General features: G+C 47.1%; 19 protein-coding genes. 13 read left to right on the plus strand and 6 right to left on the minus strand.

Annotated elements, in window-relative coordinates:
- Positions 1-13 precede the first annotated feature (13 nt).
- Positions 14-1,177, minus strand: coding sequence for an MFS transporter (locus B9N86_RS06040; RefSeq protein ID WP_208918210.1), 1,164 nt, complete (start codon positions 1,175-1,177; stop codon positions 14-16).
- 276 nt (positions 1,178-1,453) lie between these two features.
- On the opposite strand from B9N86_RS06040, the gene fabV reads away from it, so the two are divergent.
- The 5 genes from fabV (at position 1,454) to B9N86_RS06065 (ending at position 7,336) form a co-directional block, all read left to right on the plus strand.
- Complete coding sequence (gene fabV / locus B9N86_RS06045; protein WP_208918211.1) at positions 1,454-2,644, plus strand: enoyl-ACP reductase FabV; 1,191 nt, start codon at positions 1,454-1,456, stop codon at positions 2,642-2,644.
- 304 nt (positions 2,645-2,948) lie between these two features.
- Positions 2,949-4,106, plus strand: a complete 1,158-nt coding sequence (locus B9N86_RS06050) for an ROK family transcriptional regulator (protein WP_208918212.1) — start codon at positions 2,949-2,951, stop codon at positions 4,104-4,106.
- A 31-nt stretch (positions 4,107-4,137) separates the two neighbouring features.
- Positions 4,138-5,145: an asparaginase gene (locus tag B9N86_RS06055; RefSeq protein ID WP_208918213.1), complete on the plus strand. Its 1,008-nt coding sequence runs from the start codon at positions 4,138-4,140 to the stop codon at positions 5,143-5,145.
- A gap of 17 nt (positions 5,146-5,162) precedes the next feature.
- Positions 5,163-6,647 (plus strand): leucyl aminopeptidase family protein, encoded by a 1,485-nt coding sequence (locus B9N86_RS06060; protein ID WP_208918214.1) that lies wholly within the window; start codon positions 5,163-5,165, stop codon positions 6,645-6,647.
- Positions 6,644-7,336: a copper homeostasis protein CutC gene (locus B9N86_RS06065; RefSeq protein WP_208918215.1), complete on the plus strand. Its 693-nt coding sequence runs from the start codon at positions 6,644-6,646 to the stop codon at positions 7,334-7,336. The genes B9N86_RS06060 and B9N86_RS06065 overlap by 4 nt, the downstream gene beginning before the upstream one ends.
- Before the next feature lie 93 nt (positions 7,337-7,429).
- On the opposite strand, the gene B9N86_RS06070 is transcribed toward B9N86_RS06065, so the two are convergent.
- Both B9N86_RS06070 and B9N86_RS06075 read right to left on the minus strand, forming a co-directional pair.
- Entirely contained in the window at positions 7,430-8,161 is a 732-nt protein-coding gene (locus B9N86_RS06070; protein ID WP_208918216.1) for an MORN repeat-containing protein, read from the minus strand.
- A 191-nt stretch (positions 8,162-8,352) separates the two neighbouring features.
- Complete coding sequence (locus B9N86_RS06075; RefSeq protein WP_208918217.1) at positions 8,353-9,189, minus strand: YitT family protein; 837 nt, start codon at positions 9,187-9,189, stop codon at positions 8,353-8,355.
- Positions 9,190-9,400: 211 nt separating this feature from the next.
- Here B9N86_RS06075 and B9N86_RS06080 point away from each other — a divergent pair, with 211 nt between their 5' ends.
- From B9N86_RS06080 to B9N86_RS06095, 4 genes are all read left to right on the plus strand, one after another.
- Positions 9,401-9,907 carry a methyl-accepting chemotaxis protein gene (locus tag B9N86_RS06080; RefSeq protein ID WP_244562968.1) on the plus strand — a complete coding sequence of 169 codons (507 nt, stop codon included), beginning with the start codon at positions 9,401-9,403 and terminating at the stop codon, positions 9,905-9,907.
- Between the two features lie 290 nt (positions 9,908-10,197).
- The gene (locus B9N86_RS06085; protein ID WP_208918218.1) at positions 10,198-11,811 is read left to right on the plus strand and encodes a helix-turn-helix domain-containing protein; all 1,614 of its coding nucleotides are present in this window, start codon (positions 10,198-10,200) and stop codon (positions 11,809-11,811) included.
- A 92-nt stretch (positions 11,812-11,903) separates the two neighbouring features.
- On the plus strand, positions 11,904-12,920 hold the full coding sequence (locus B9N86_RS06090) for an ABC transporter substrate-binding protein (protein WP_244563124.1): 1,017 nt from the start codon (positions 11,904-11,906) through the stop codon (positions 12,918-12,920).
- Positions 12,921-13,074: 154 nt separating this feature from the next.
- Complete coding sequence (locus B9N86_RS06095) at positions 13,075-14,088, plus strand: MerR family transcriptional regulator (protein ID WP_244562969.1); 1,014 nt, start codon at positions 13,075-13,077, stop codon at positions 14,086-14,088.
- Positions 14,089-14,251: 163 nt separating this feature from the next.
- Here B9N86_RS06095 and B9N86_RS06100 read toward each other — a convergent pair whose 3' ends face one another.
- Positions 14,252-14,839, minus strand: a complete 588-nt coding sequence (locus tag B9N86_RS06100; protein WP_208918219.1) for an NAD(P)H-dependent oxidoreductase — start codon at positions 14,837-14,839, stop codon at positions 14,252-14,254.
- A 121-nt stretch (positions 14,840-14,960) separates the two neighbouring features.
- Between B9N86_RS06100 and B9N86_RS06105 the strand changes: the two genes are divergently transcribed.
- Entirely contained in the window at positions 14,961-15,395 is a 435-nt protein-coding gene (locus B9N86_RS06105) for a MarR family winged helix-turn-helix transcriptional regulator (protein WP_208918220.1), read from the plus strand.
- Positions 15,396-15,560: 165 nt separating this feature from the next.
- Here the strand turns inward: B9N86_RS06105 and B9N86_RS06110 are convergent, their stop codons facing one another.
- Both B9N86_RS06110 and B9N86_RS06115 read right to left on the minus strand, forming a co-directional pair.
- Positions 15,561-17,015 (minus strand): alpha/beta hydrolase, encoded by a 1,455-nt coding sequence (locus tag B9N86_RS06110; protein WP_244562970.1) that lies wholly within the window; start codon positions 17,013-17,015, stop codon positions 15,561-15,563.
- A 198-nt stretch (positions 17,016-17,213) separates the two neighbouring features.
- Positions 17,214-19,523, minus strand: a complete 2,310-nt coding sequence (locus B9N86_RS06115) for a helix-turn-helix domain-containing protein (protein ID WP_208918221.1) — start codon at positions 19,521-19,523, stop codon at positions 17,214-17,216.
- Positions 19,524-19,966: 443 nt separating this feature from the next.
- Here B9N86_RS06115 and B9N86_RS06120 point away from each other — a divergent pair, with 443 nt between their 5' ends.
- The 3 genes from B9N86_RS06120 to B9N86_RS06130 all read left to right on the plus strand — a co-directional run bounded on the left by B9N86_RS06120 (position 19,967) and on the right by B9N86_RS06130 (position 23,393).
- Positions 19,967-20,878, plus strand: a complete 912-nt coding sequence (locus tag B9N86_RS06120; protein ID WP_244563125.1) for an ABC transporter permease — start codon at positions 19,967-19,969, stop codon at positions 20,876-20,878.
- A gap of 37 nt (positions 20,879-20,915) precedes the next feature.
- Positions 20,916-21,797 (plus strand): carbohydrate ABC transporter permease, encoded by an 882-nt coding sequence (locus tag B9N86_RS06125; RefSeq protein ID WP_208918223.1) that lies wholly within the window; start codon positions 20,916-20,918, stop codon positions 21,795-21,797.
- A 63-nt stretch (positions 21,798-21,860) separates the two neighbouring features.
- Positions 21,861-23,393, plus strand: a complete 1,533-nt coding sequence (locus B9N86_RS06130; protein ID WP_208918224.1) for an extracellular solute-binding protein — start codon at positions 21,861-21,863, stop codon at positions 23,391-23,393.
- Positions 23,394-23,520 lie beyond the last annotated feature (127 nt).

Below are 23,520 nucleotides of genomic sequence, written 5' to 3' on the forward strand. Positions count from 1 at the left end.
CCGTTTTTCTTTACTATTGTGTTGTCCCGCCCGCTCTTACACTGCGGCCATACTTGAGGGTGAGTGCCACACCGAATAGCATACCGATAAACGACATGACGGAGACGGATAAGTACAGCGTTTGTCCGCCAAAGGCGTTATAGATAGCTCCTCCTGCATACGATGCAATGATGCCAGAAACCCCAAAGAACAGGAGAGCCAGAACGGTCTGGCCTGTTGCACGCCACTCCTCGGGAACGATCCGGTACAGATACTGGATTGCGGCCGAGTAGAAGATTGGAAAAGTGAACAGCTGCAGAACCTGCAGGTAGGCGAGTACATAAGGATCTGTAACCCATGCCGATATGAAAAACCGCAGAAAATAAAAGGCACCAGCTATCGTAATGATGATAAGTTCTTTTCCTTTCCGAAGCCACCAGAAGCTTAGGGCAAAAATCGCAATTTCGCTCCCAGCAGCGATAAACCAGGCTTGCCCGACTAGCTCTGGACTTCCTCCCAGCTCCTTGATATAAACACCGAGGAACGTGTCATTCATTCGTGCAGGAACGGAGCTGATGAAGACAAGCACGAGGAACAGCAAGGTCTCTTTGTTGCTCAGAAATTTTTTCAGACTGCTAAGAGAAACCGGCTTTCCTGTTACCGGAGCATCGGGCATTCCTATAATGATGATAAAGCTGATAAGTCCGATTCCAGCGAACAGATAGGCAAGACTGTGGGCACCCATATAGGACATGAAATAGCCAGAACATAGCGCCATGACGCCATAGCCGAGTGCACCATATGTACGAATGGAGCCGTAGCTGATTCCGGCAGCCTCCGATACGCGAAAGTTCAAACTTTCTGTTAAGGGATCAATCGGCATCAGGAAAAAATATAACAGCATGGCGAATATAATGAGTATGGAATAGCTGCTTGATGCATATAGCAAGTATCCGATTATGCTGGAGCAAATAAGCAGTAGAAGGAGAACCTTCCGGACCGTTTTGGTCCGGTCACTGATCATCCCCCATAATGGCTGGGCAAATATCGTTATAATACCGCCGCTGCCTACGATAAATCCAATTTGCGCTGGGTTCAATCCTTGCTCAGCTAGATATACGGGTAGAAAGGGAATGAAAATCGCCAGCAGTGCAAAGTATAAGAAGTTGAATGCTCGTAATGATGTGGTTGCTTTCATAAAATGTCCATTACCTCACTTGTTAGATTTGGAGGGGATTTATCCGTTGGCTTTTTCAAAAGTGATTAATATGTCTGCATATGACATGATAACATGGTTTTAGATTTCTATGCAGATTATCACTCCACATCTCGGCAAATGTCCAGTAATACACTAAAATCGCAACATTTTCGCTATGAAAGGTTTTCGTTTTCGAAAAAATTGTTAGAATAGGAATAGCAGGATCTCAAGAATAAGAAAGATATCATTCGATTTAAAGAGAGGAATTTTAAACCTATGATTATTAAACCTAGAACACGCGGTTTTATTTGTACGACCGCCCATCCGGAAGGCTGCGCTCGTCAGGTGCTGGAGCAGGTGGAGTATATTAAGTCCAAACCTGAGATTAAAGGTCCTCGCAATGTTCTCGTCATTGGTGCTTCAACGGGGTACGGTCTTTCAGCGCGTATCGCTGCGGCATTTGGGGCGCACGCCAACACGGTTGGGGTGTATCGTCCGAGCCAGGCAACCGAGAAGAGAACAGCATCAGCCGGATGGTACAATTCAGCTGCGTTTGAGAAAGCGGCGAGGGAAGCCAACCTTAAATCATTCAGTGTAACCGGAGACGCGTTCTCCGATGAGACAAAACAAAGAGTGATCGAGCTGATCCGAAGTGAACTGGGTCATGTGGATCTGGTCGTGTACAGTGTGGCATCGGCTCGACGCACAAATCCGAAGACTGGAGAAGCTGTAAACTCTGTTCTTAAACCTATTGGAGCGACGTATACGAACAAAACGGTCAATTTCCATACTGGGGAAGTAAGTGAAATAACGATCGAGCCGGCAACGGAGCAGGAAGTTCGTGACACGGTTGAGGTTATGGGAGGCGAGGATTGGGAAATGTGGATCCATCAGCTTCGCGAAGCTGGTGTGTTGACAGATAACGTCAAAACGATTGCATACTCCTATATCGGATCGGATATCACACAAGCCGTTTACCGGGATGGCTCAATCGGACAGGCGAAGGATCATCTGGAGGCGACAGCTCAGAAATTGAATGAGGAGCTCTCAGACGGTGGAGGCCGAGCATTCGTATCAGTCAGCAAAGCACTGGTAACGCAGTCCAGTTCAGCGATTCCTGTTGTTCCTCTCTATGTGTCTGCCCTTTATAAGGTCATGAAAGAGAAAGGGCTTCATGAAGGCTGCATCGAACAGACCTACCGGTTGTTTACAGAGCGTTTGTACTCCGGTCAAGAAACCCCGGTCGATGGGAAGGGCCGCATCCGTATTGATGACTGGGAGCTCCGCCCGGATGTGCAGGAAGAAGTGATCAAGTTGTGGGACCAGGTGAGCAGCGAGAACATTCATGAGCTTACGGATCTTGAAGGATACCGTCGCGAGTTCTTCCAGTTGTTTGGTTTTGAAACCGAAGGCGTGGATTATGACGCGGATGTGAATCCGGTTGTGGACATACCTGAAGCACGATAAGCTATTCACAACAGCAGCAAGTTATAAGGCGAGGAGATCCCGAATGATGCGGGATCTTCTCGTTTTTTTTGTATCGCCAACTTTATTCGGGCAGATAAATAAGTTTCGAGAATTTTAAAATCAATAATGTGTTATATGGTTGACGATCTATCCGAGCCGGATTATTATTATCGTGACTGGAGTAAATAGGTTGATGAATTTAGAAAAGAACAATTTTGATCATGAAATATGCTCGTTATACGCCAGATATTGACGTTATATGAGGAGCATTAATCCAATGAAGAAAATAAATAGGGGCGTTTCAATGAAAAAGCACGACCAGGATTTTATGAGACAGCAAAACAAAATAACCGTCTATGAGTTGATTAAGAACGACAGTCCGATATCCAGAGCCTCCATAGCAAAGAAGACAGGAATGAGCCCGACAACAGTCAGCCGGATCGTTGGAGAACTGACGAATCAAGGATATGTTGCGGAATTTGAGCAGATATCTTCTGGACTAGGACGTAAAGCAACAATGCTAGGACTGAAGGGAAATTCTGTTTTGTCCGTTGGAGTGGAGATCGATAAGCACCGGATCAGTCTTGGTGTTGTGGATGTAAATGGCGCCGTAATGGTCTCCAAAGTTCATCACCGGATACCCGAAGAGAGTGTAGAGATGACGCTCTCCACTATTGTCCGTATGCTGCAGGAGACAGTAGAGTCGGAAGGTCTTGATTCCTCCCGTATCGCCGGGATTGGGGTAGGTCTTCCCGGAATCGTTGATAACGAGAATGGCCAAGTGGTTTTCTCTGTACAATTGGGTTGGAGAAACGTTGATATCGCACAACGATTGAAAGCGTTAACAGGATATGAGGTGGCGGTAGATAACGAGCTTAAGGTAAAGGCGCTTGCCGAGCATGTTCGTGGCGCTGCCGCGGGTTCTAAGCGGACAGCTTTGCTTGGTTTCGGAACAGGTGTGGGTTCGGCTCTTATTATTGAGGGCGAGATTTACCGGGGGGAATCCAATAGTGCCGGTGAAATCGGGCATACGACCATTGATCCGAACGGTGCGATGTGTGAATGCGGCAAAGCAGGTTGTCTGCAGACGTATATCATTACAAGCGCGTTGCTGCTTGAAGCGAACAAGATCCGCAAGGTGGATACATTGGAGGAGCTCTTTGAAGCCCGGCGGTCCAAAGAGATGTGGGCTGTACAACTGATCGAGCGTGCACTCACTTATATCGCGATTACTGTGAACAATGTGCTCTGTGTATATAATCCCGACATTGTTATTTTGAGCGGTGAGTTGATCGAGAATTTTCCGGAGATTCGACAGGAGATTGAGGATTTGTGCTTTAACCGATTTGTGTGGGAGCCGCTGCGCGATTCATTCAGCCTGCAATACACTGCCCTTGGAGAAGACGGTGTTATGATCGGTTCCGCTTTGCTGGCTCAGACGCGTTTTTTTTCATTGGAATAGAACGAAAAATTGATGAAAAGGTGGATTGAAAATGACTGGATTTACTGCTTTGGTTGAGGAATATCGGGGCGGGTTGCTGGAAAATGTGCATTACGGGGCAATTAGTGTTGTGGATGAGACAGGGGGAGTGCTTTACAGCACAGGGGATCCTGAGCATGTGACATTTCTCCGCTCTGCCGCTAAACCGTTTCAGGCTATACCGGTAATAAAGCGTCGTATAGATGAGAAGCACGGACTAACTGGGGAAGAAGCCGCGCTATTTGCAGCCTCACATCGGGGTGAAGCCTTTCACATCGACGCCCTGGAATCCATTTTGCGTAAAACAGGCATTCAGGAAGAAGAATTGCACTGCTGCCCGACTTATCCGTTGAATGAAGATGCTAAGTCTCAACGACTGCGTGGGAACGAAGAGAAGCGCCGAGTATTTCATAACTGCTCCGGTAAGCATGCAGGATTGATCGCCCTTAGCAAACATATGGGTTGGGATTCTCAGACATATTACAGACTGGAGCATCCTGTTCAGCAGGAAATCATTGAAACGCTTGCTCTGTTTACCGGGGTTTCGCAAGAGCAGATTGGTCTGGGAGTGGATGGCTGCGGGCTTCCGATTTTTGCGGTACCGTTAAAATCGATTGCTTTAGCATATCTGAAGCTGGTTTGCCCTGATCTGATCCCGAATGAGGAGACACGCCTTGCGGCAGAGCGGATATCCAAGCTGATGAATAATCATCCGAACATGATTGCAGATACCCAATTTGTTTGTTCCACACTATTAAAAGATTCAAATTTGACAGCTAAAGGCGGCGCAAAAGGTGTTTATGGAATTGGACTTCATAAAGAACGAATTGGAATATCGCTGAAGGTATCCGACGGATCGGAGCAGGTATGGCCGAGTATCATTGCATCTATCCTGAGGTTTATTGGATATAGCAACCAGCATACGATCGACAGTTTATATGAGTTGATTCCGAACCAAATCGTAAATGACAACGGTCTGGTAGTCGGTGAGCGCAAGGCGATATTCTCGTTACAAGGTTAAGCAGGGAGGGGATAAATATGCATATTAAGTTGATTGCAGACCGAAAAACGGATGTTCAGATATACCCGTTATATCAGAAAGAAGAGTTTATTTACCCGATCCGCGATGCATACCGGAAAGCAGGCCATACGGTTTGGTTTCTCAGCCGCAGTGAGGAAGATAGAGATATCCTCGTTGTCGGTTTGGGTGAGCGTAACAGGCTGGATCTGGAAACCGTACGGCGGGCGGGAGGTTTGTCCGCACGAAAGATTCAGAAGGAAGGATTGGTGTCGGCTTGTCTCGTTCGAAAGGCAGATCCCGGATGCTGTTCATTCAGTTCAGTGACATCATCCGAGTGGATTCAAGCTTGGTTGGAAGGCTGGTTGCTCGGGCTATACGAATTTAATAAATACCGAACCTCATTCCCACTGCCTGTGGAGGTAACCCTGCAAATTCATCCGGGAGACTGGCCGGAGATGACAGAGAACGAACTACAGCAGGTCATAAGAACGGCTAAAATCCGGGCGGCCGGGACTGTGTTTGCGAGGGACCTCGTGAATGAAACACCTGATTATTTGCATCCGGACCGGATGGTTGAGTGGATAAAAGCTCGTTTTAAGGATATACCCGTAAAGGTCACGGTTTATAGAGGTGAGCAATTAGCGGAACGTCAAATGAACGGCCTTCTCAAAGTGGGGGCAGGGAGCGTTTACCCACCTGCCATGATCGAGCTCCGGTATGAAGGGGATGCGTCACTGCCGCTTATAAGTCTTGTCGGCAAAGGAATCACATTTGATATGGGCGGCATGAATGTAAAGAGCGGTAAAGATATAAGTGATGCGCGAATGGATATGGGAGGTGCAGCGGCAGTTGCTGGTGCAATGGATATTCTTGCTTCACAACGTGCCAAGGTCAATGTGGTGGCGCTGATTGCAGTCGCCGAAAATGTGCCGGATGCCCATGCTATGCTACCTTCTTCAATCGTTACATTCCCGAATGGTATAACGGTTCAGGCAGCTAATACAGATGCAGAAGGAAGGCTGGTGCTTGCGGATGCACTGCTACACGCCGCAGCACTTGGAGCGGTTGAAGCCATTGATATTGCGACGCTTACGGGCAACGTAGGCGCAGCGCTGGGACTGGGTATTGCAGGTATATGGGGTGATGAGGCCATGACACAACGCCTAGTTTCCATCGGTGATCGAAATGGGGAGAGATTGTGGCCGATGCCGCTTATAGATGAATATGAGTCGGAGCTGCATAGCGATTATGCGGATCTTAGTAATATTGGTTCCTCATCACTGGCCGGGGCGATTACCGCAGCACTCTTTATACGCAGGTTCGTCACCAAGCCTATGAAGTGGGTTCATATCGACATGGCTGGAACCGTACAGTATAAAGGGGATGCGGGCTATTCAGCATCAGGTGCTACCGGCTATGGTGCACGTTTGCTTGCCGACTATGTCTTATCGCAGCATTGTACGGGTACACTTTACGAGAATGGTAAGGAGGTATTGTTATGATATTGGAAGTAATCGCGACTACGCTTCAGGATGCTTTGATTGCAGAAGAGTGCGGTGCGGATCGAATTGAACTAATTACAGCGGTAACGGAAGGGGGATTAACCCCCAGCATAGGATTAATCGAGCGTGTAACTGAAAGAGTTAATATTCCGGTTAATGTGATGATTCGTCCTCACAGCCGGTCATTTATTATGGATGACGAGGATTTGGAAACGATGCTGGCAGATATAACTCGAATTAAGACTACCAGAGCGGCAGGGATTGTTATGGGGCCTTTGACATTGGAGGGTACGATTGATGTGCCGGCGCTGGAAAAGTTATTGGCTGAGGCGGGATCTCTGGATGTTACCTATCACCGGGCTTTTGACGAAGCATTGGATCAACTAGCGGCGTATGAGGTGCTTAGCGGCTATTCGCAAATTTCCCGTATCTTGACTTCTGGTGGTCCTTCGCCTGCACCAGAGTCGGTTCCACAACTACAGCGGCTTGTAGAGCGTTCACAGGAAGGCGGGCCTCGAATTCTTGCTGGTTACGGTTTGACGCCGGAAGGGATCCTATCCTTTATTGAAGAAACGGGTGTGAAGGAGGTTCATTTCGGCTCTTCGATTCGGGAAGGACGCCGGGGTCTTGGATTGATTGATGGACCCCTTCTTCGGTCTTTAGCAGATAAACTGCATCAAATAAACTAAGCTGTTAACGGTTTTTATCGGTATACAAAATAACCCGTTTCTTCACTGATGGAGAGACGGGTTCTTCTGTCTTTTTATGAGATGCACACTCGCTTATTTCAATGGAACCTGCTTGGACATTTTTTGGAACTGCTGCAGGTGCGGTGTTACTTTAGATTGAATGCTTTGAAAATATTTTAGTACGGCTTCATGTTTACGCTGCTCTGCTTTCGTGTCGCCTGGGAAGAAGGAGTATTCCTTGTTGACAGACCCGTTTTTATACTGCGCGCTGAACATCCTACCTGTTTTCCATGACTCCAATATGTTCACGTTACTACCCAAAATGGTTAGTGATTCAGTACCGTTTTTGTAGCTGAAACTGTAATCCGGATCGGCTAGCGCATGAATGACGTCATAACCGCTTTGAAGCTGATTGTTTTTGAACGTGCCGGTCTGAATCTGGTTCCATCGTACGGTGCCGTCTGCTAGAGTCACTTTATGGGTCAGTGTACCCGTACCCTCCATTTTGTCCCCGCTCCAGGACCCGCTGTATACGACTTTGTGCTGTTCGCCTTCTTTTATATATTGATTGATATATTTTCCGTTACCGGAACGCTTACCGTTTTTGAAGTCACCTGAGTATTGTTTGCCATCTCCCCAGTTGATGGTTCCGCGTCCGTCTGGCTGGCCATTCTCCACATCACCGTAGTAAGTCGTACGTTCTGAGATATGTATCCATTCCTTGGAGGAAGCGGCCTCGGCAGAAGGTGAAGCTAAAACAAGCGAGGTGGCTGTAAGTGACGCAGAGAGCGCCAATGACAGGGATAAAGCAGCAATTTTTTTCATGGTTTATATTCTCCTTTCAGTTCTCATTCCGTCTTAGATTATTATACTCCTTTCGGATCGGGCGCATCATAAACAAGTAGGCCCCCGGCTTCCATCCGTTGTTACCAGACTACTACGGCATGGCAACAACGGCGGTTCGGTAACCCTTGGAAAATCGAGGTAACCAGGAATTCAGCGGTAATTTCCGGTTTTTATTTTGAAATATCAATAAAACCTTCTCCAAACACATCTCTTACATCGTGGATCGTGACAAAGGCGTTTACATCCTCAGCCCGAACGATTTTTTTAAGACTGGAAACCTCCTGCTTGCTGATCACAATGTAGAGTATATCTTTCGTTTGTCCGGTGTAATAACCGTACCCTCGTAACACCGTCACCCCGCGATCCATGACCTCCGTAACGTGATTTGCGATGCGTTCGTGATGGGCCGAAATGATGGTCACCGCTTTTTTAGGATTCAAGCCTTCGATGATGAACTCCATAGCTTTGGTCCCGATATAGAGGAGGACAACCGTAAACATGACCTTCTCCACCCCAATGACAAAGATGGACATTCCGGCAACGATGAGATCAAAAAACAGCAGGGCATAGCTAACATTCCAATCCCAGTATTTATTCGCGAGACGGGCTAAAATTACTGTACCTGCCGTCGTGCCTCCAACCCTGATAATCAGTCCAATCCCGACACCGGCAAACAGTCCGGCAAAAATAGCATTAATTAAGGGTTCGCTCGAGGATATCTGCCAGTTCTCTGTTAAGTGTAAAAACAGGGCGTTAAAAGCAACAGCGATGATGGTATAGTACGTCGTTCTCTTGTCCAGCAATTTGTAGCCGATGATCAGCAAAATTCCGTTGATAACGATGCTGACAAGTGCCGGGGACCACTGAAATGAATAATACAGAATGATTGAAATCCCGGTAACTCCGCCTTCTCCGAGATCATTGGGAATGACAAACAGATTCACCGCCAGAGCAAAAATAAATCCTCCGACGAGCAGCATAATCATATCAAAAGCTCTTTTTTTCATTCAATTTACCTCCATCACTTCAATAAACTCACAAAAAAAGCGATTAAAGGAAAAAAATCATCCTTTAATCGCTTTATGCAAACAAACATAGATTGCGCAGCTCTTTTGATAATCCCATTATAATGAGCATTGTATGTAATGTAAATGATTTTCTGTTAACGTTGTTGTACAGACGATTAACGATATTACTGAACAGACGAAGCTGCTTGCCTTGAATGCCAGCATCGAGGCTGCTCGGGCAGGTGAAGCTGGACTAGGCTTTGAAGTCGTAGCTACTGAAATTCGCAAGCTCGCGACGCAGTCATTCGAAGCTACTGCACAAATCAAAGATACGATCTCAAATATCAATAATGAATTCTTCAATACGTTATCTATCATGAATACGACTGAAAAGATTGCTAGCAAGCAAAGCCAGATCGTTGCCGATGCAGGCGTTGTTTTCGAAACGATGTTCGTAACGTTCAAGCAGATCGTTAAATTTGTACATACAGTCAACAGCGACATTGAGCAGATGGAACTGTTAAGAGATCATATTGTAAATGCCATTCAAGAAATATCTGACGTTGCTTCAAAGGCAGCTGCAACGACAGAACAGATTGGTGCTTCTTCCTCCGATCAGCTTGCGGCATTCAATTCGTTGCACAAGGCAGCAGAACGGCTTCATTCACTCAGCGAAGTTGTATCTGTCAGCATCGGAAAGTTTAAATTTAGCGAGTAATCACTTTTAAATATCAAGGGCCAGGGGAGACCTACAGAGGTGCATCCCCGGCCCTTAAAGTATCATTTTCTTATACGCAAGTAATAGAGAATGCCGAACGATCTTGAATCTCCACTTACAGGAGATAGTAATTATGTTCCATTCTAAGCCCGCAATTCCACATGCTTCGCCTCGTCTGTTCAGAAACGAAAAGCTTCTGAAAATGGATTTATCATAACAGATGAGCAGCGCATCTGTTATAATAACATCACATCAATTGATAATGATTATCATAATCAAGGAGGCACTCAATGTTAACTCCAACAGCCATGCTTCCCCCGTATTCTTTTCATATACCCATTCGTTTAATTGGATTGGAGAAAGGGATTCCAAGCACCAGCGGGGATAGTCAAGGGGCGGATTACCGAATCGTGATCATCCAGGATGGAGTCGGTATGTTGCACTTGGATGATCGATCGTACCCAATTTCCAGGGGAAGTGTATTTGTCTCTGGTACCTTGCCGGATTTGAAGCTAGAATCGAAAAGAGCAACACCGTTAAGGGGGATTTATATAGAATACCGGTGCATATCTATAGCTGACAGCGCATCTTATGGACTTGATTGCTCTGTTCCGCTTCATGCCATCTCGTCCGAGATTCTAAGAATGGCTGGTGAATTTGAGAGCTTCTGGAGAGGCCCGAATCGAGACGAGCCTTTTCAGATGCAGCTTCTGTTTATTAAACTGCTGCAGGAGATACATAGGGAGATGGAATTCAGGAACTCTTCATTACAACAATCTTGGGTGGAACAAGCTCTTCAGTATATAGAAAAGAATTACCATAAAGATGTAACACGTGAGCAGATGACCGCTCTGTCGGGTGTCAGTCCGGAGCATTTCTCACGCATGTTCCGAAAGCATACCGGACGTACCTTTAATGCTTACCTGACTCTGCTTCGAATTCGCAAAGCGCAAGAACGACTGTTGACCGGATCGCAAGATTTGAATGCGCTGGCGCAGGAGATAGGATATAAGGAGGGCTTGTACTTAAGCCGTAAATTCAAAGAATCCGTCGGCATGTCCCCTACGGTCTACAGACGCAAACCTAAACGTATCACGGCGTTGAACCTTAACCATACCGCATCGTTATTGGCACTTGGCATCATTCCAGAGCTTGGTGTGTATACCCCTTGGCTACAGCAGACTCAATATAACAAGAACTTGAGTACAGGACATCATTTCGATCCACATACGCTCGCCACCGATGGTTACTATGAAGCAGTGGCTTCATCCAGTCCGGATCTGATTATTAGCTACAATTCTGCAGAGGAGAATAAGAGGATGCTCTCTTTGGCGCCTGTTCTGGAACTGCCCTTCAAGACGATGAGCTGGCGTGAACAATTTCGATTCATTGCATGTACTATGAATAAGCAAACGGCGGCAGAGGATTGGCTCTCGCGTTATGACGAACTTGCCGATCGTGTGAATGGTGAGCTGAATCAAGTGCTTGGTGAGCGGGGAACCGCTGTTGTCTGGGAGATATGCACGGACACGGCCTACTGCTTCAGCGGTAGCTTTGGCAGAGGTAGCCAGGTTCTATATGATGATTTCGGATTTCGCCCACCTGAACGGCTAGTGGAGGAGGGCTTGCATCGTGATGGGTTCGTAGAAGTCGATATTGGAGAAATCGCTTCTTATGCTGCAGATCATATTTTTATCACATCACTCCCTAACCACCCATATGGTGAGGAACGCGTCAATGTATTGTTCAGATCACAGGAGTGGCGGAATTTGGATGCAGTCAGGAGCAATCGAGTCTATGTCCTAAATCAGCCCGATTTATTCTTCGGGTATGATCCCATCTCTTCAGAAGCACAGTTGCACGAATTGATGAAGGTGCTGAGACGACATCACAAATTTGCATGAACGGATATCATTTTAAGGCATAGCTATTTAAGGGGACAGGAGGTAAAGTTTATTTGAGAATGATTATCGTTATCGTTAAATGAGGGGGATTTATATTGTTTTCTTTACGTTATTTCAGCAGACGGGGGCTCACGTTGATTACCACCATGCTCATAATGGCACTTATGATCAGTGCCTGTGGAACAACAGAGACAGGTAATGGCAATAACAACACGGAGACTGTACAGACTGCAACCGCTGATCCAGCGCAAGCTGTTGAGACGAATTCGGTGGAAGAATCCAAAGTGAAAACCGTATCTACCATTAATGGAGATATTGAAATTCCGGTACATCCGCAGCGAATTGTCGCTGAAGAATATTTGGGCAGCCTTATTGCGCTTGATGTTATTCCGGTCGGAGCTCCAGGGTTAACAATCAAGAACTACTATTTTAAAGAATCTTTAGAAGGACTCGAGGATATTGGGGATTACGGAAATCCGTCGGTCGAGAAAATCGTGGCCTTAAACCCTGACCTCATCATAACCGGCAATGGAGATAAAAGCTATGAACAGCTTAGCAAAATCGCACCCACCATCGTGATTCCTTACGGGGATTTAAAGAATGCCCACGAAGAGTTGACTTATTTCGGCGAGTTGTTCGGCAAGGAAGAGGAGGCTAAAACCTGGCTGGAGGAGTATGACAAGCGTATTGCAACTGCTAAAGCTAAAGTCGATGCAGCAATTCCTGCGGAAGCCACCTTCAGCATTATGGAAGATGGCGGAAAATCAATCTGGGTGTACGGTGATAATTTCGGCCGTGGCGGTCAGGCTGTATATCAAGCTTTGGGGCGAAAACCTCCGAGCGGGGTGGCCGCGGAAATATTAGAGAAGCAATGGGCTGAGTTAACGGCTGAAATGGTGAGCAAATATGCGGGTGATTATATTATCATGACTTCCAATTCGCGTACGATGGATGATTATAAGGCAGATCCGATCTGGGGCAGTATCCCTGCGGTCAATAAGGGGCAAATGTACGTATGGCCTGAGGAACGCTCCTGGTATTACGATCCGCTTGCAGTTCTTGCTCAAACAGAAGAATTGGCGGAATGGCTCTCCAAAAAGGATAGATAGATACAGCGGTGCTCTCCAACGTCTTGTCATCATACAGGACGTTGGTAGAGCACCTTGTTATTTGATCGTGATGCAAGCAGTCCTTATCAAAGACATTCCCTATATATCCTCCTTGAATCTCCTGTAAGGGGAGATGTTATACTAAGTCACGAAGGTGAATGGCTTGCAATCAAATAGCGTCACGAATTTGCAGAAACATGACGGTACTGATTCCACAACACAACATGGAACGTATTCGATTGGGGAAGCATCCAAAATGATCGGATCCAACGTAAAAACGGTCCGTTACTATGACGAGATCGGTTTACTTAAGGCTACAAGCTATACCGAGGGAAGACATCGACTATATACGAAGGAAGATATATGGCGTTTACAGCTGATTACAACCCTACGTTATCTGGATTTTGGAATTGACGATATAAGCAAGATGATATCTGGAGAAACACCCGTCGACAAAGCTCTCGACTGGCAGATTGAATCCTTGGAGACACAGGTGAGTACGCTCACGAATATGATCTCGATTTTGCGTCAAGCGAAAGAGCATGAAGGTAACTCCCTTCGATATATCCATGACTTGGTGAACGCACGGACAATACGTAGAGAAAAACGAAAACAATTTATAAATGAAACAGTGGTAGCATCCAATTTTTTGGATGGAATTCCACCAGAGTGGAGAACTTCGTTTTTATATTTTTTCAATAAATATATTGTTAATCAAGTAAAAATATCGGCTAAACATACCGTTGCCTGGAATGAATTGCAGGAACTCATCTGTGATCCCCTGTTCATCGCCGATATTAAGAACGACGCGGAGTTCCTCTTTTTTAACCTGATACACCGGCCTCAATTGGATGCAGCTGCCTGGGTTAAGAGGCTTGAGGGGATTCATAACCGGCTGAATACGGCACTGAAGCAGAAGTTATCGGCGGATAGCCCCATCGTACAGGCCATTGTTGAGGACATGGCTATGCTATATGAAAACTCGGAGCAATCGATGGGTAAAAAAGATTTTTTTCGCATCTTTGCCAAACATTCACTAAATCCCACAACAGAGCGTATCGAACGCTTCATTACATTATGTTCCATTCTAAGCCCACAGTTCCACATGCTTTCGAAAGGAAACCACTTACTGCTTCAAGGAATACAGTGGAAGCTTGAACATATGTAAGCAACAATATCGAACAGCCGGGAGCTAGCTGCATGACTGGCAAACACGTTTGAAGTGATGATTCAACGGGGAAAGATCCAGTAGGCAAATCTGGGAGCTTACGGATCAGGTTGTATCATCTGCATAAACCTCCAGCCTGAACGGCACATTGATTATCTATATTTTATTGCGCTATAGCTTTAAAATATTGAAAGACCTGATTTAGTTTCTTCTCGTGTTTGCCTTTCGGACTTTCCATGCTCCCAAATTCGAAAAATTTCACTTTTCGGATGCCCACGTATTGAAGCAGTGCTTTTCTCATGAGAATCTTATGTGCATTACCTAACCAATATAAAGGATAGAAGGCAGGCCCTTTCATGGTAGATATACAAACCGCCGATTTCCCTTTCAGCAACCCTTCTGGCAGTAAGCCCCCATGATCTCGATAGGCAAAATTCGAAGCAAACATTTGGTCAAAATAACCCAAGAGCATTGCGGGAGGACGCCCCCACCAAATCGGATACACAAACACGATTTTATCAGCCCAACGAATTTGCTCCCGGTGCTTCTCTAGCTTAGGATCGATGTGCATATCTCTTCTCCGTTTGTTCTCGTTAAAAACCAGAACCGGATCAAACCCCTCCTCATATAAATCAAGCACCTGAATCTCCGCTATATTTTTGTTCTCGCTGCTCCCTTGGATGACTTTTTGCAAAAATGCATAACTTAGACTCCGATGATTCGGATGCGTATAAATAACTAAAACTTTCATTATGCCACCTCAATACTTATCATTTGATAACCAAATAGTATCACACCATGTTTTTAGTTGTCAAATGATAATTGTATAATGAAAATTAATTTGTTATTGTTTCAATTATGAGGTGATTGTTATGGACAAAGTAGCGCTATTTCATAAATTCGTGACCTTTACGACAGCAGTGCATGAAGTGACGCATGAAATAACTAAAGATATCAAACCGGACGACATTACGCCCGTTCAATATAGCATTCTGGAGTATATCGCGGTTAGCCAACCTGTTACCCTAAGCGAAATTAGCGACTGTAAGCATATCTCCATGCCGAATACGAGCCGTGAGCTTAAGAAATTAACCGAAAAAAATCTGTGCGAAAAATTTGACGTTGCTGAAGACCGGCGCAAGCAATTGATCCGGCTCTCCGAAGCAGGACAGACCATGATGGACGGGGCTTTTCAACGGATCGGGGGACGTTTCCTGGAACGAATCAAGGATGTTTCCGCAGAAGAACTAGAGGACATCGAACGTGCACTGAATGTGCTTCAATCCAAAGTATTTTATGGGGAATAAGCGATTCAGGCCGGCCGTATGATGAACTTACTCAATCAAAATATAAAGGGCACTCCTAATCCAGGAATGCCCTCTTTCCCTTGCAGGCGCCGCAAGACCATTTCAAAAATATCAAACAGGGTGTGTGATGCTTTACCGAACAGCTGAGGGGTATCTACCCTTGGGCTATTCGTATTCAGTATCATAAACTTCGGTCTCAGCCTTTCTGCAACGTAAACTCTGGATGGTCGCCAATATTTTGCTCCAATAGCTAAATGGCTGTTGCTTTAAATAGTGATCGAAGAAATCCAGCGAGTAATCGTTAATGAGGCGGTAAGCCTTTCGGATATCGACTCCTTCCATTTTTTCATATAGCGGTGAAAATAGATATAAATCGGAGAAGCCCATATGCTTCATATTATTTATTTTCATCCAATAATTACCACCAACGGGTACATGCTCGTACCGTGGTAGAGTTTCCTCTACAAACTTGATAAACTCCTTATCACTCGAATTCCGTGCGTCTCTTAGTGAGTCATCGGCGCTCATCATCATAAATGGCTTCTTCAGCCCGTCTGCCGGAACCCGGAGTTTGCCATATAGAACGCCGTCCATATTGAGAGCTACTTTGATTCTGGAATCCGTCATTAGCATCTGGGTGCTTGTCGCCCCACCGAAGGAATGACCAAACATCCCCACATTCTGCATATCCATTCGGCCTGAAAAACGGTGATCCGGATCATTCTTGGCCAGCTTCTCCACTTGATCCAGCACAAACTTCGCGTCTTCCACCCATCCTTCATTGGCTTTATCTAAATAGGCGATCGAGTTCGTATCTTGCGGCATATAATTTGCCACACGACCGTCAGAAAAAATGGAGGCGGTGCTGCTGTAAGAGTGATCCATACCTACCACGATATATCCTTGACTGACTAATTGTTCGATCTGAAAGGTGTTCTGATTTTTATGTCCACTAAATCCATGTGAGAAAAGAAGCACCGGATAAGCGGGTTCCTGATTGGAAATCTCCGCGTTCTCAATGGCATGCGTTTTGACATAACCAAAAGTTGAAAACAACAGTTTAGGCAGATTCAGAATCTTACTATAGCCCTCTGCAAAAACATCCGCGTTGGGAATATAAGGGGCTACATTTCCTTTGGCTGTCGAATCAGCAGGATACCAGATCTGTACCATTAACTCGCGCTTGTCGCCAATCTCCGGTGTCAGAGTTTCTTCCCGCTGCTCATCCTTCCAATCGTAGGTGACGGTGCCGATTTTGTACGGTCCAGTTGGCTTATCGAAGGTGAATACCGGAAGCAGGAGAGGCAGCGCCACGGCGATGATAGAATAAAGAGCTGCGAGCGTCGTAATAAGTACAAGGCGAACAGGAGATGCTTTCTTTTTCACTTCCTTCGGTTTAAGGTAGTGCCTGATAGTGAGGATAGCGATAGGAATGAATGTCATTGCATAGGCAGGAATCATCTGCCAACGTATGCCTTCGACGAGTCCGTGTGTCAGCATGAATATGGCGGAAATGCCGAAACCAATGAGCAGTCCTCGCAGTGACTTGTTTCTAGCAAATATCAACCAACCGAGCAATAGGACATTAAAGATGATAAACAATATTTCAAAAGACCTCATAAGATAAAACCCCCTAGTTACTGTTCTTGGTGCCTTCTGGTTCAAAGTATAAGACCTCCTGTAAGAGGACAATCAACACTTATTTTTCAATCCATCAGAGAGCCAAGAAGAAACAAGAGTCGCACCATGTAACAATGGGATAGAACGTTTATCGGGTCTTATCCGGTTGCTAACTTCATTCCTATTCCGCCGCTATTCCTACGCTTGCTCGTGCCGCTGCCGATACTGACCCGGGGTTATACCCTCCAGCTTCTTGAACGTTCGGTTGAAGTATGACGGCTGATAGCCGATTGCTTCCGCGATTTCGTTCATCATCATATCGGTTTTGACAAGCATTTCCTTCGCGCGGTTTATTTTCAAGGCCGTGACATAATCTACGTAGTTAGAGCCGATCATTTGCTTGAACGCACGGCTCAACTGCGAAGTGCTGACCCCCGCTTCGACGGCTATCGTCTCGAGTGATAGTTCGTTCATGAAGTTGTCCTCAATGCGGGCAAGGACATCTTCCACAAGCTGCTTCATCGTCGTGTTGTAGCTCTTGGTTAGCGAATCGATATACGGCCGGATAATTTTGCTCTGGAACCAGTCGAGGCACGCCTTCGTATCGCGGAGCGCGCTCAGCTCCTCGTACAGCCGGGCGCCGTCATAGACGGCATACGGATTATGTCCGGCCTGCAGCATGGCGCGGTGAATGTTGCCCATAAGCCGCATCAACCCCTGATGCACGAGCCATTCGGCCGCTCCGCCTGCTTGCATGGCGGCAACGAAACGCTCGAGTCCTTTCATTGCCTCGTCTTCCAGTCCCATGTTGAGCGCATGTATCAAGTCCTGTTCTAGTTCAATTGGGAACTGGACCCGGTCAACCAACTCCGGCTGGGATAATACTTGCTCCGCTTCGAGCAACTGGCTAGCGGCGTCGAAGACACGATAACGCAATGCCCGCCGCGCCTGCTCCAAAGCATACGGCACGTCTGTCCATCGTTCGGTTGGGCCGCTCATTACGATGGTCGCCTTTAGACGGAGCACGTCGCGTAGGGCGCGCTCATACTGCCTGCACAGTCGGCGGAGCGACTCCCGCCCCTCCGTTTCCGATGCAGGCTGCGGTAGAATGAGCACGACACCGAAGGATCCATCGTCGAAGGCAAGTGTATGCGCGAAGTCAGAAACATCCTCTGACAATTCCTCTACGGCATTAATGGCGGCATACGCCAGTAAATCATCGTCCTTGTCAGACAGAGGAGTACGCTCTTCGCCGAGCGGGTGCTGGCGGAAGACGACGGCGGCGAATCGCTTGCCCTCGATGTCCACGCCGAAGTTATGCAGCTTTGACGTCAACTCCGCCTCCGTCAAGTGCGTGGCCTGTCCGGTGACGAAGCGGTTGATGAATGCCTCGCGAAGGGCCGGCACGGACTGATTCAACCGGCTCTGGAGCGACTCGTTCGCGAACCGGTATTGCTTCCACTCGTGCTCGATATAATCGAGCTCGTTGCGCACGGCCGCGTCCGGTTTCCGCCAGCTGGCAAGCATATCCATGACCCGCCGGATCGGATTATAAATCCGTCTTGTTGCGTACCAGCTCAGAACAAGAGCGGCTACCAGCACTACGGAGAAACAGATAAGAATAATGTGCGTGTACGCCTTGGTCGGAGCAGTGATAACCGATCGTGGCGTGCCAGAGACGAACGTCCAGCCGCTGCCGAGCTTCTCGAACGTGACGGCATTAACGAGCAGTGTATCTCCGTTCAAAGGAACTTCCCAACCTTCTGGCGGCAAGCTGCCTTCCTCAGCTTCAGACAGCTCGCTGCGGATAGCATCAAGCGCTTCGGGGGATTGGGCAGCACGCTCGGACTGGCCGATGACGTGCCCTTCGCTGTCGAGCAGGACTGCCACCTTATCCGTATCGGTGAAGAGGTGCAGCTTTGACGGATTCAAATAAATGACGATCGCCCCATACGGCGTTGCGCCGTTATAAGGCAGTTTCATGACGATGGCATGGGTGGAGCCGCCTTGCTGGAACGGGGTATCCAACTGATGTGTCCAGAAGATGCCGGCGTCGGCATCCATAAGTGCCTGCCACTGTTTCAACTCCACTGTGTCCTCCAATGTACGGGCGCCGAGCGACGTCTGCAGCACCTTGGCTTGCTTGTCCACATACAAATACACCTGATCGATAAGAGGATCAGCGTTCTGAACGAGCGACAGCATATCCAGGAGCTGATTCGTCTCTTCGAAGCGATTGGCGAAGTCCATGTCGGACAATGTCGGCTTGAAATGCGGCTTCACGACCATCTGTACCGCGTATTGGATAAGCTGTCCGAACTGATTGTCGATTTGCTTGGCCGCATCCATCAGGGCTTCCTCGTTCTTCAATTGAAACTGCTTGACCAAATGCTGATTGCCGAAATACAAATAGGCCGCGCTAATGACTGTTATCGGCAGAGATGTCAGCAGCACGGCAAGAACCATGCTCTGCCAATAGAACACTCCTTTCTCTGCGAACTGCTTCATCCAAGGATGCCTCATCTTTAAGTTCCTCCTTGTCGCTCCCACGAATGCCTGTACTTCGGTACAACTCGTTTATATCATAAATATACTTAATCGGAATCAGCTTGAAAAGGTTTTCATTGCTCTCACAAGACAGGTACGTTCGATTTCCGCTGCAGAAAAAAAGTGCAATCTGGGGAAATTGATACCTGTTTCACAGCGATAGCAATATAGAAAAGCCTTGTCCGATGAGGCTTTCAGCCGTTGAAGCGGATGGGGATCGCCATGACGCTCCGAGCGGAAAAAAAGTCAAATTGCACGGAATTATGATAGCGTTTACATTGAGGTTAACCGTTTCGGAAATGACATCGTTAGCATGAACATGAAAGTGAGGTTTTTATATGAATCGACAAGATATCGCCGCAAACGCCGCGGGGAAGAAGGGTGGCTCTGTCTCTACTAAACGGATGGGGCGACGGAGCGTTTGGGCGGATGTCAAGCGGGAGAAGTATCTACTTTTCCTAGCTTTGCCAGGCGTCATTTTCTTCATTATTTTTAAGTATATTCCGATTACGAACTTGGTTATTGCCTTTCAGGACTATTCACCGTATTTCGGTATAACGGGGAGTCCATGGGTCGGATTCGAACACTTCAGCCGTTTTTTCAGCAATGAAGATTTTTATATGCTGCTGCGCAACACACTGGCCATAAGTTTTCTGAATTTAATTTTCTTCTTTCCGGCACCCATCATTCTGTCCATCATGCTGAATGAAGTGCGCAATTCCATCGTCAAGCGGACGGTGCAGTCGCTGATTTACATTCCGCACTTTCTGTCTTGGGTACTCATTTATGGCTTGACGTTCCTCATGTTCTCTCAATCCGAGGGCTTGGTGAACAAATTTATGATTTCCATGGGTAATGACACGATAGATATTTTGTCCAACCCCAATTATTTCTGGGGAATGCTGACTGCGCAGTCCATATGGAAAGAAGTCGGCTGGGGCACGATTATTTTCCTCGCGGCTATCGCCGGCATCGATCCGCAGTTGTATGAAGCAGCCGTCATGGACGGGGCGGGACGGATGCGCCGCATTTGGCATATTACGCTGCCCGGCATGCGCAACGTCATTATGATTCTGTTCATTCTTCGTCTCGGGACAATTATGGATACGGGCTTCGAGCAGATTTATCTTATGATGAACGCAGCGGTGTCGAATGTGGCCGAAGTGTTCGACACGTATGTGTACCGAGTCGGCATCAAGCAAGGGGAATTTAGTTACAGTACAGCCATCGGCCTGTTTAAATCGCTTGTCGGCGTTATCCTCGTCGTGACGGCCAACAAAGTAGCGAAGAAATTCGGGCAAGACAGCCTGTATTGACGGGTGAAAGTAATGCGCATGAGAGGAGTCGAGCTTCATGAGAGATTTAGGCTGGAAAGACCGCCTGTTTAACATTACCAACGTATCGTTATTGCTGCTGATCAGTTTGGCAACTGTATTTCCCATTTATTATACGGTTGTACTGTCCTTTACGGATCCAACGGAGTATTACAGCCGGCCGCTTATCCTGTTTCCGCAGAATTGGACGCTTGATGCCTACAAGCATCTGTTGTCGAACGGTCTGTTTATGAGCTCGCTTGGCATGAGCACGTTTCTCGCTACAGCGGGGACGGCGTTTAGCCTTATTGTAACGGGCGGGTTGGCTTATGCCTTGTCGCGAAAGCGCCTCCCGTTCCGCAAAACGATTATGTTTCTTATTCTACTGACTTTTCTGTTCCAGCCGGGCCTGGTGCCGCTGTACTTGATTGTCCGCAATTTGGGGCTCATAGACAGCGCGTGGTCGCTTATCCTCCCGGCTCTCACGAGCGCTTGGTACGTACTCTTGATGAAGGGCTTCTTTGACAGCATTCCGGACAGTCTGGAAGAAGCGGGACGCATTGACGGCTGCAATGAAATCGGTGTCTTCTGGCGTATTATGTTGCCGTTGTCGCTGCCGGCGTTGGTGGCGTTCGGACTGTTTTTCGCGGTCGGATATTGGAATACGTACTTCAACGCCCTTATGTTCATCAACGATCAGACGAAGTGGCCTCTGCAGGTACTGCTACAGAATATGTTGGTGGATCCGTCGACGATGGGTGGAGGAACAGGTGGGCTGGAGTTTCGCTTAAACCGTCAAATGCCTTCTGAGACGCTCAAGATGGCGGCGGTCGTTATCGCGACCGTGCCGATTATGCTGGTGTATCCATTCTTACAGAAGCATTTCGCCAAAGGCGCGATGGTCGGTTCTGTCAAAGAATGATAATGATATAAGGATGCACAAGGTTAAATACCATGACAAGGTGAAAAAGGGGAGGGTCCACACATGCAAATCAAACACAAAAAGTTGACATCTGTGCTCAAAACGTCGATGCTGCTTCTGTTGGCAAGCTCGGTGCTGCTGTCGGGGTGCGGCGGCGGTAAGGACAACGCGTCTGGTCAAGCAGGCGATGGTAGCCCAACAAAGATTACGATGCAGACACTGAACTACGCGCAGGATATGGTGGACAAGAGCAGTCCGCTCTGGCAGGAGCTTGAGAAGAAGACGAATACGGAGCTCAGCATTACGTGGCTCACGCCGACGACGATCCAGGACAAAGTGAACGTGATGCTTGCTTCGGGGGACTTGCCGGACGTGACGTTTGTCGAAACCCTCAACAACTCGCAGCTTCAGAAGATGATCCAGCAAGGAGTGTTCTGGGATTTGACGCCGTATATTAAGGATTATCCGAATCTAAGCAGCCCGCAGCTCGCACAGATGTGGGAGGATTCGAAGGTTGGCGGCAAAAACTATGCCATTCCGCGCTATTACCCGAGCTATGGCGGGGGGATGTTCCCGATGCTGCGCAAGGATTGGTTGGACAAGCTGGGCTTAGAGGCGCCGACAACGATGGACGAGTTGTTCGACGTGTTGGTGGCGTTTAGAGACAAGGATCCGAACGGAAATGGTCAGAAAGATGAAATTCCTTACGCAACGACACCAGCTTCTCTTCTCTTCATGTATGGCATTTATAACGAAACATTAGGCAACTGGAAGTTGAAGGATGGCAAGCTTGTACCAGTCATTACAGAGGATGCATCCCGCGACGCGCTTCTCTGGATTAAAAAGGCATTCGACGAGGGGCTGTTACCGAAAGATTTTGCCATTATGAAGTTTTCCCAAGTGGTTGATCTCGTGCGCGGCGGCAAGGTGGGTGCGAGTGACTTTTCGATGAATGCGGTATGGGGACACGGCAAGGTAATCCGTGATGCGATTCCGAAAGCTGAACTTATTCCAACTGCGTATTTAGAGAACCCGAACGGCTACAAATATACGCCATCTGGCTCGTCGTATTATGGGGTGTATCTTATTCCGAAGAAAGTGCCTGAAGAGAAAGTGAAGAAGATTCTTGAGGTGTTCGATTATGGCAACAGTCCGGAAGGTAACGTCATGCTGTATCATGGCATGCAAGGTGTTCACTACAATGAGGAAAATGGAAAGAAAGTACTTACGGAACAGGGTAAAAAAGATATGGTGGGCGATGGCAATATGTCGAGCTTGTTCCATCTCATCAGTGACGATATGTCGATCGGCGAAGTCGGCATGCCGGACGACTTGTATGAGCGCAACGTGCAGATCGTGAACGAACGCAAGAAGATTGTGGTGCCGGAGCCAGCGAGAGGATTGTATTCAGACGCGTATAACCGTCTCTATCCGGAGATTGAGAAGAAAGTCGATGACATACGTACGAAGGTCATCATCGGCCAAGAAACGATCGAGGCGTACGATCAATTCATCGAGCAATTGAAGCAGGATAAAAACTTACAGCTCATTACTGAAGAAATGAACAAAGAATATGAGAAGAAGATTGCGAAGTAAGTAATTGACAGAGAGGTGCGCCTTTGTATGGCGTACCTCTTTATATTTTTTTGTACTTTTTGAACAAACAAGTATTGATATTGTGTCCTTAAAAAGTCTGTAAATGTAAAATCATTGACAGTTATAA

This window comes from Paenibacillus uliginis N3/975 (genome assembly GCF_900177425.1).
Lineage (GTDB): Bacteria > Bacillota > Bacilli > Paenibacillales > Paenibacillaceae > Paenibacillus_AQ > Paenibacillus_AQ uliginis.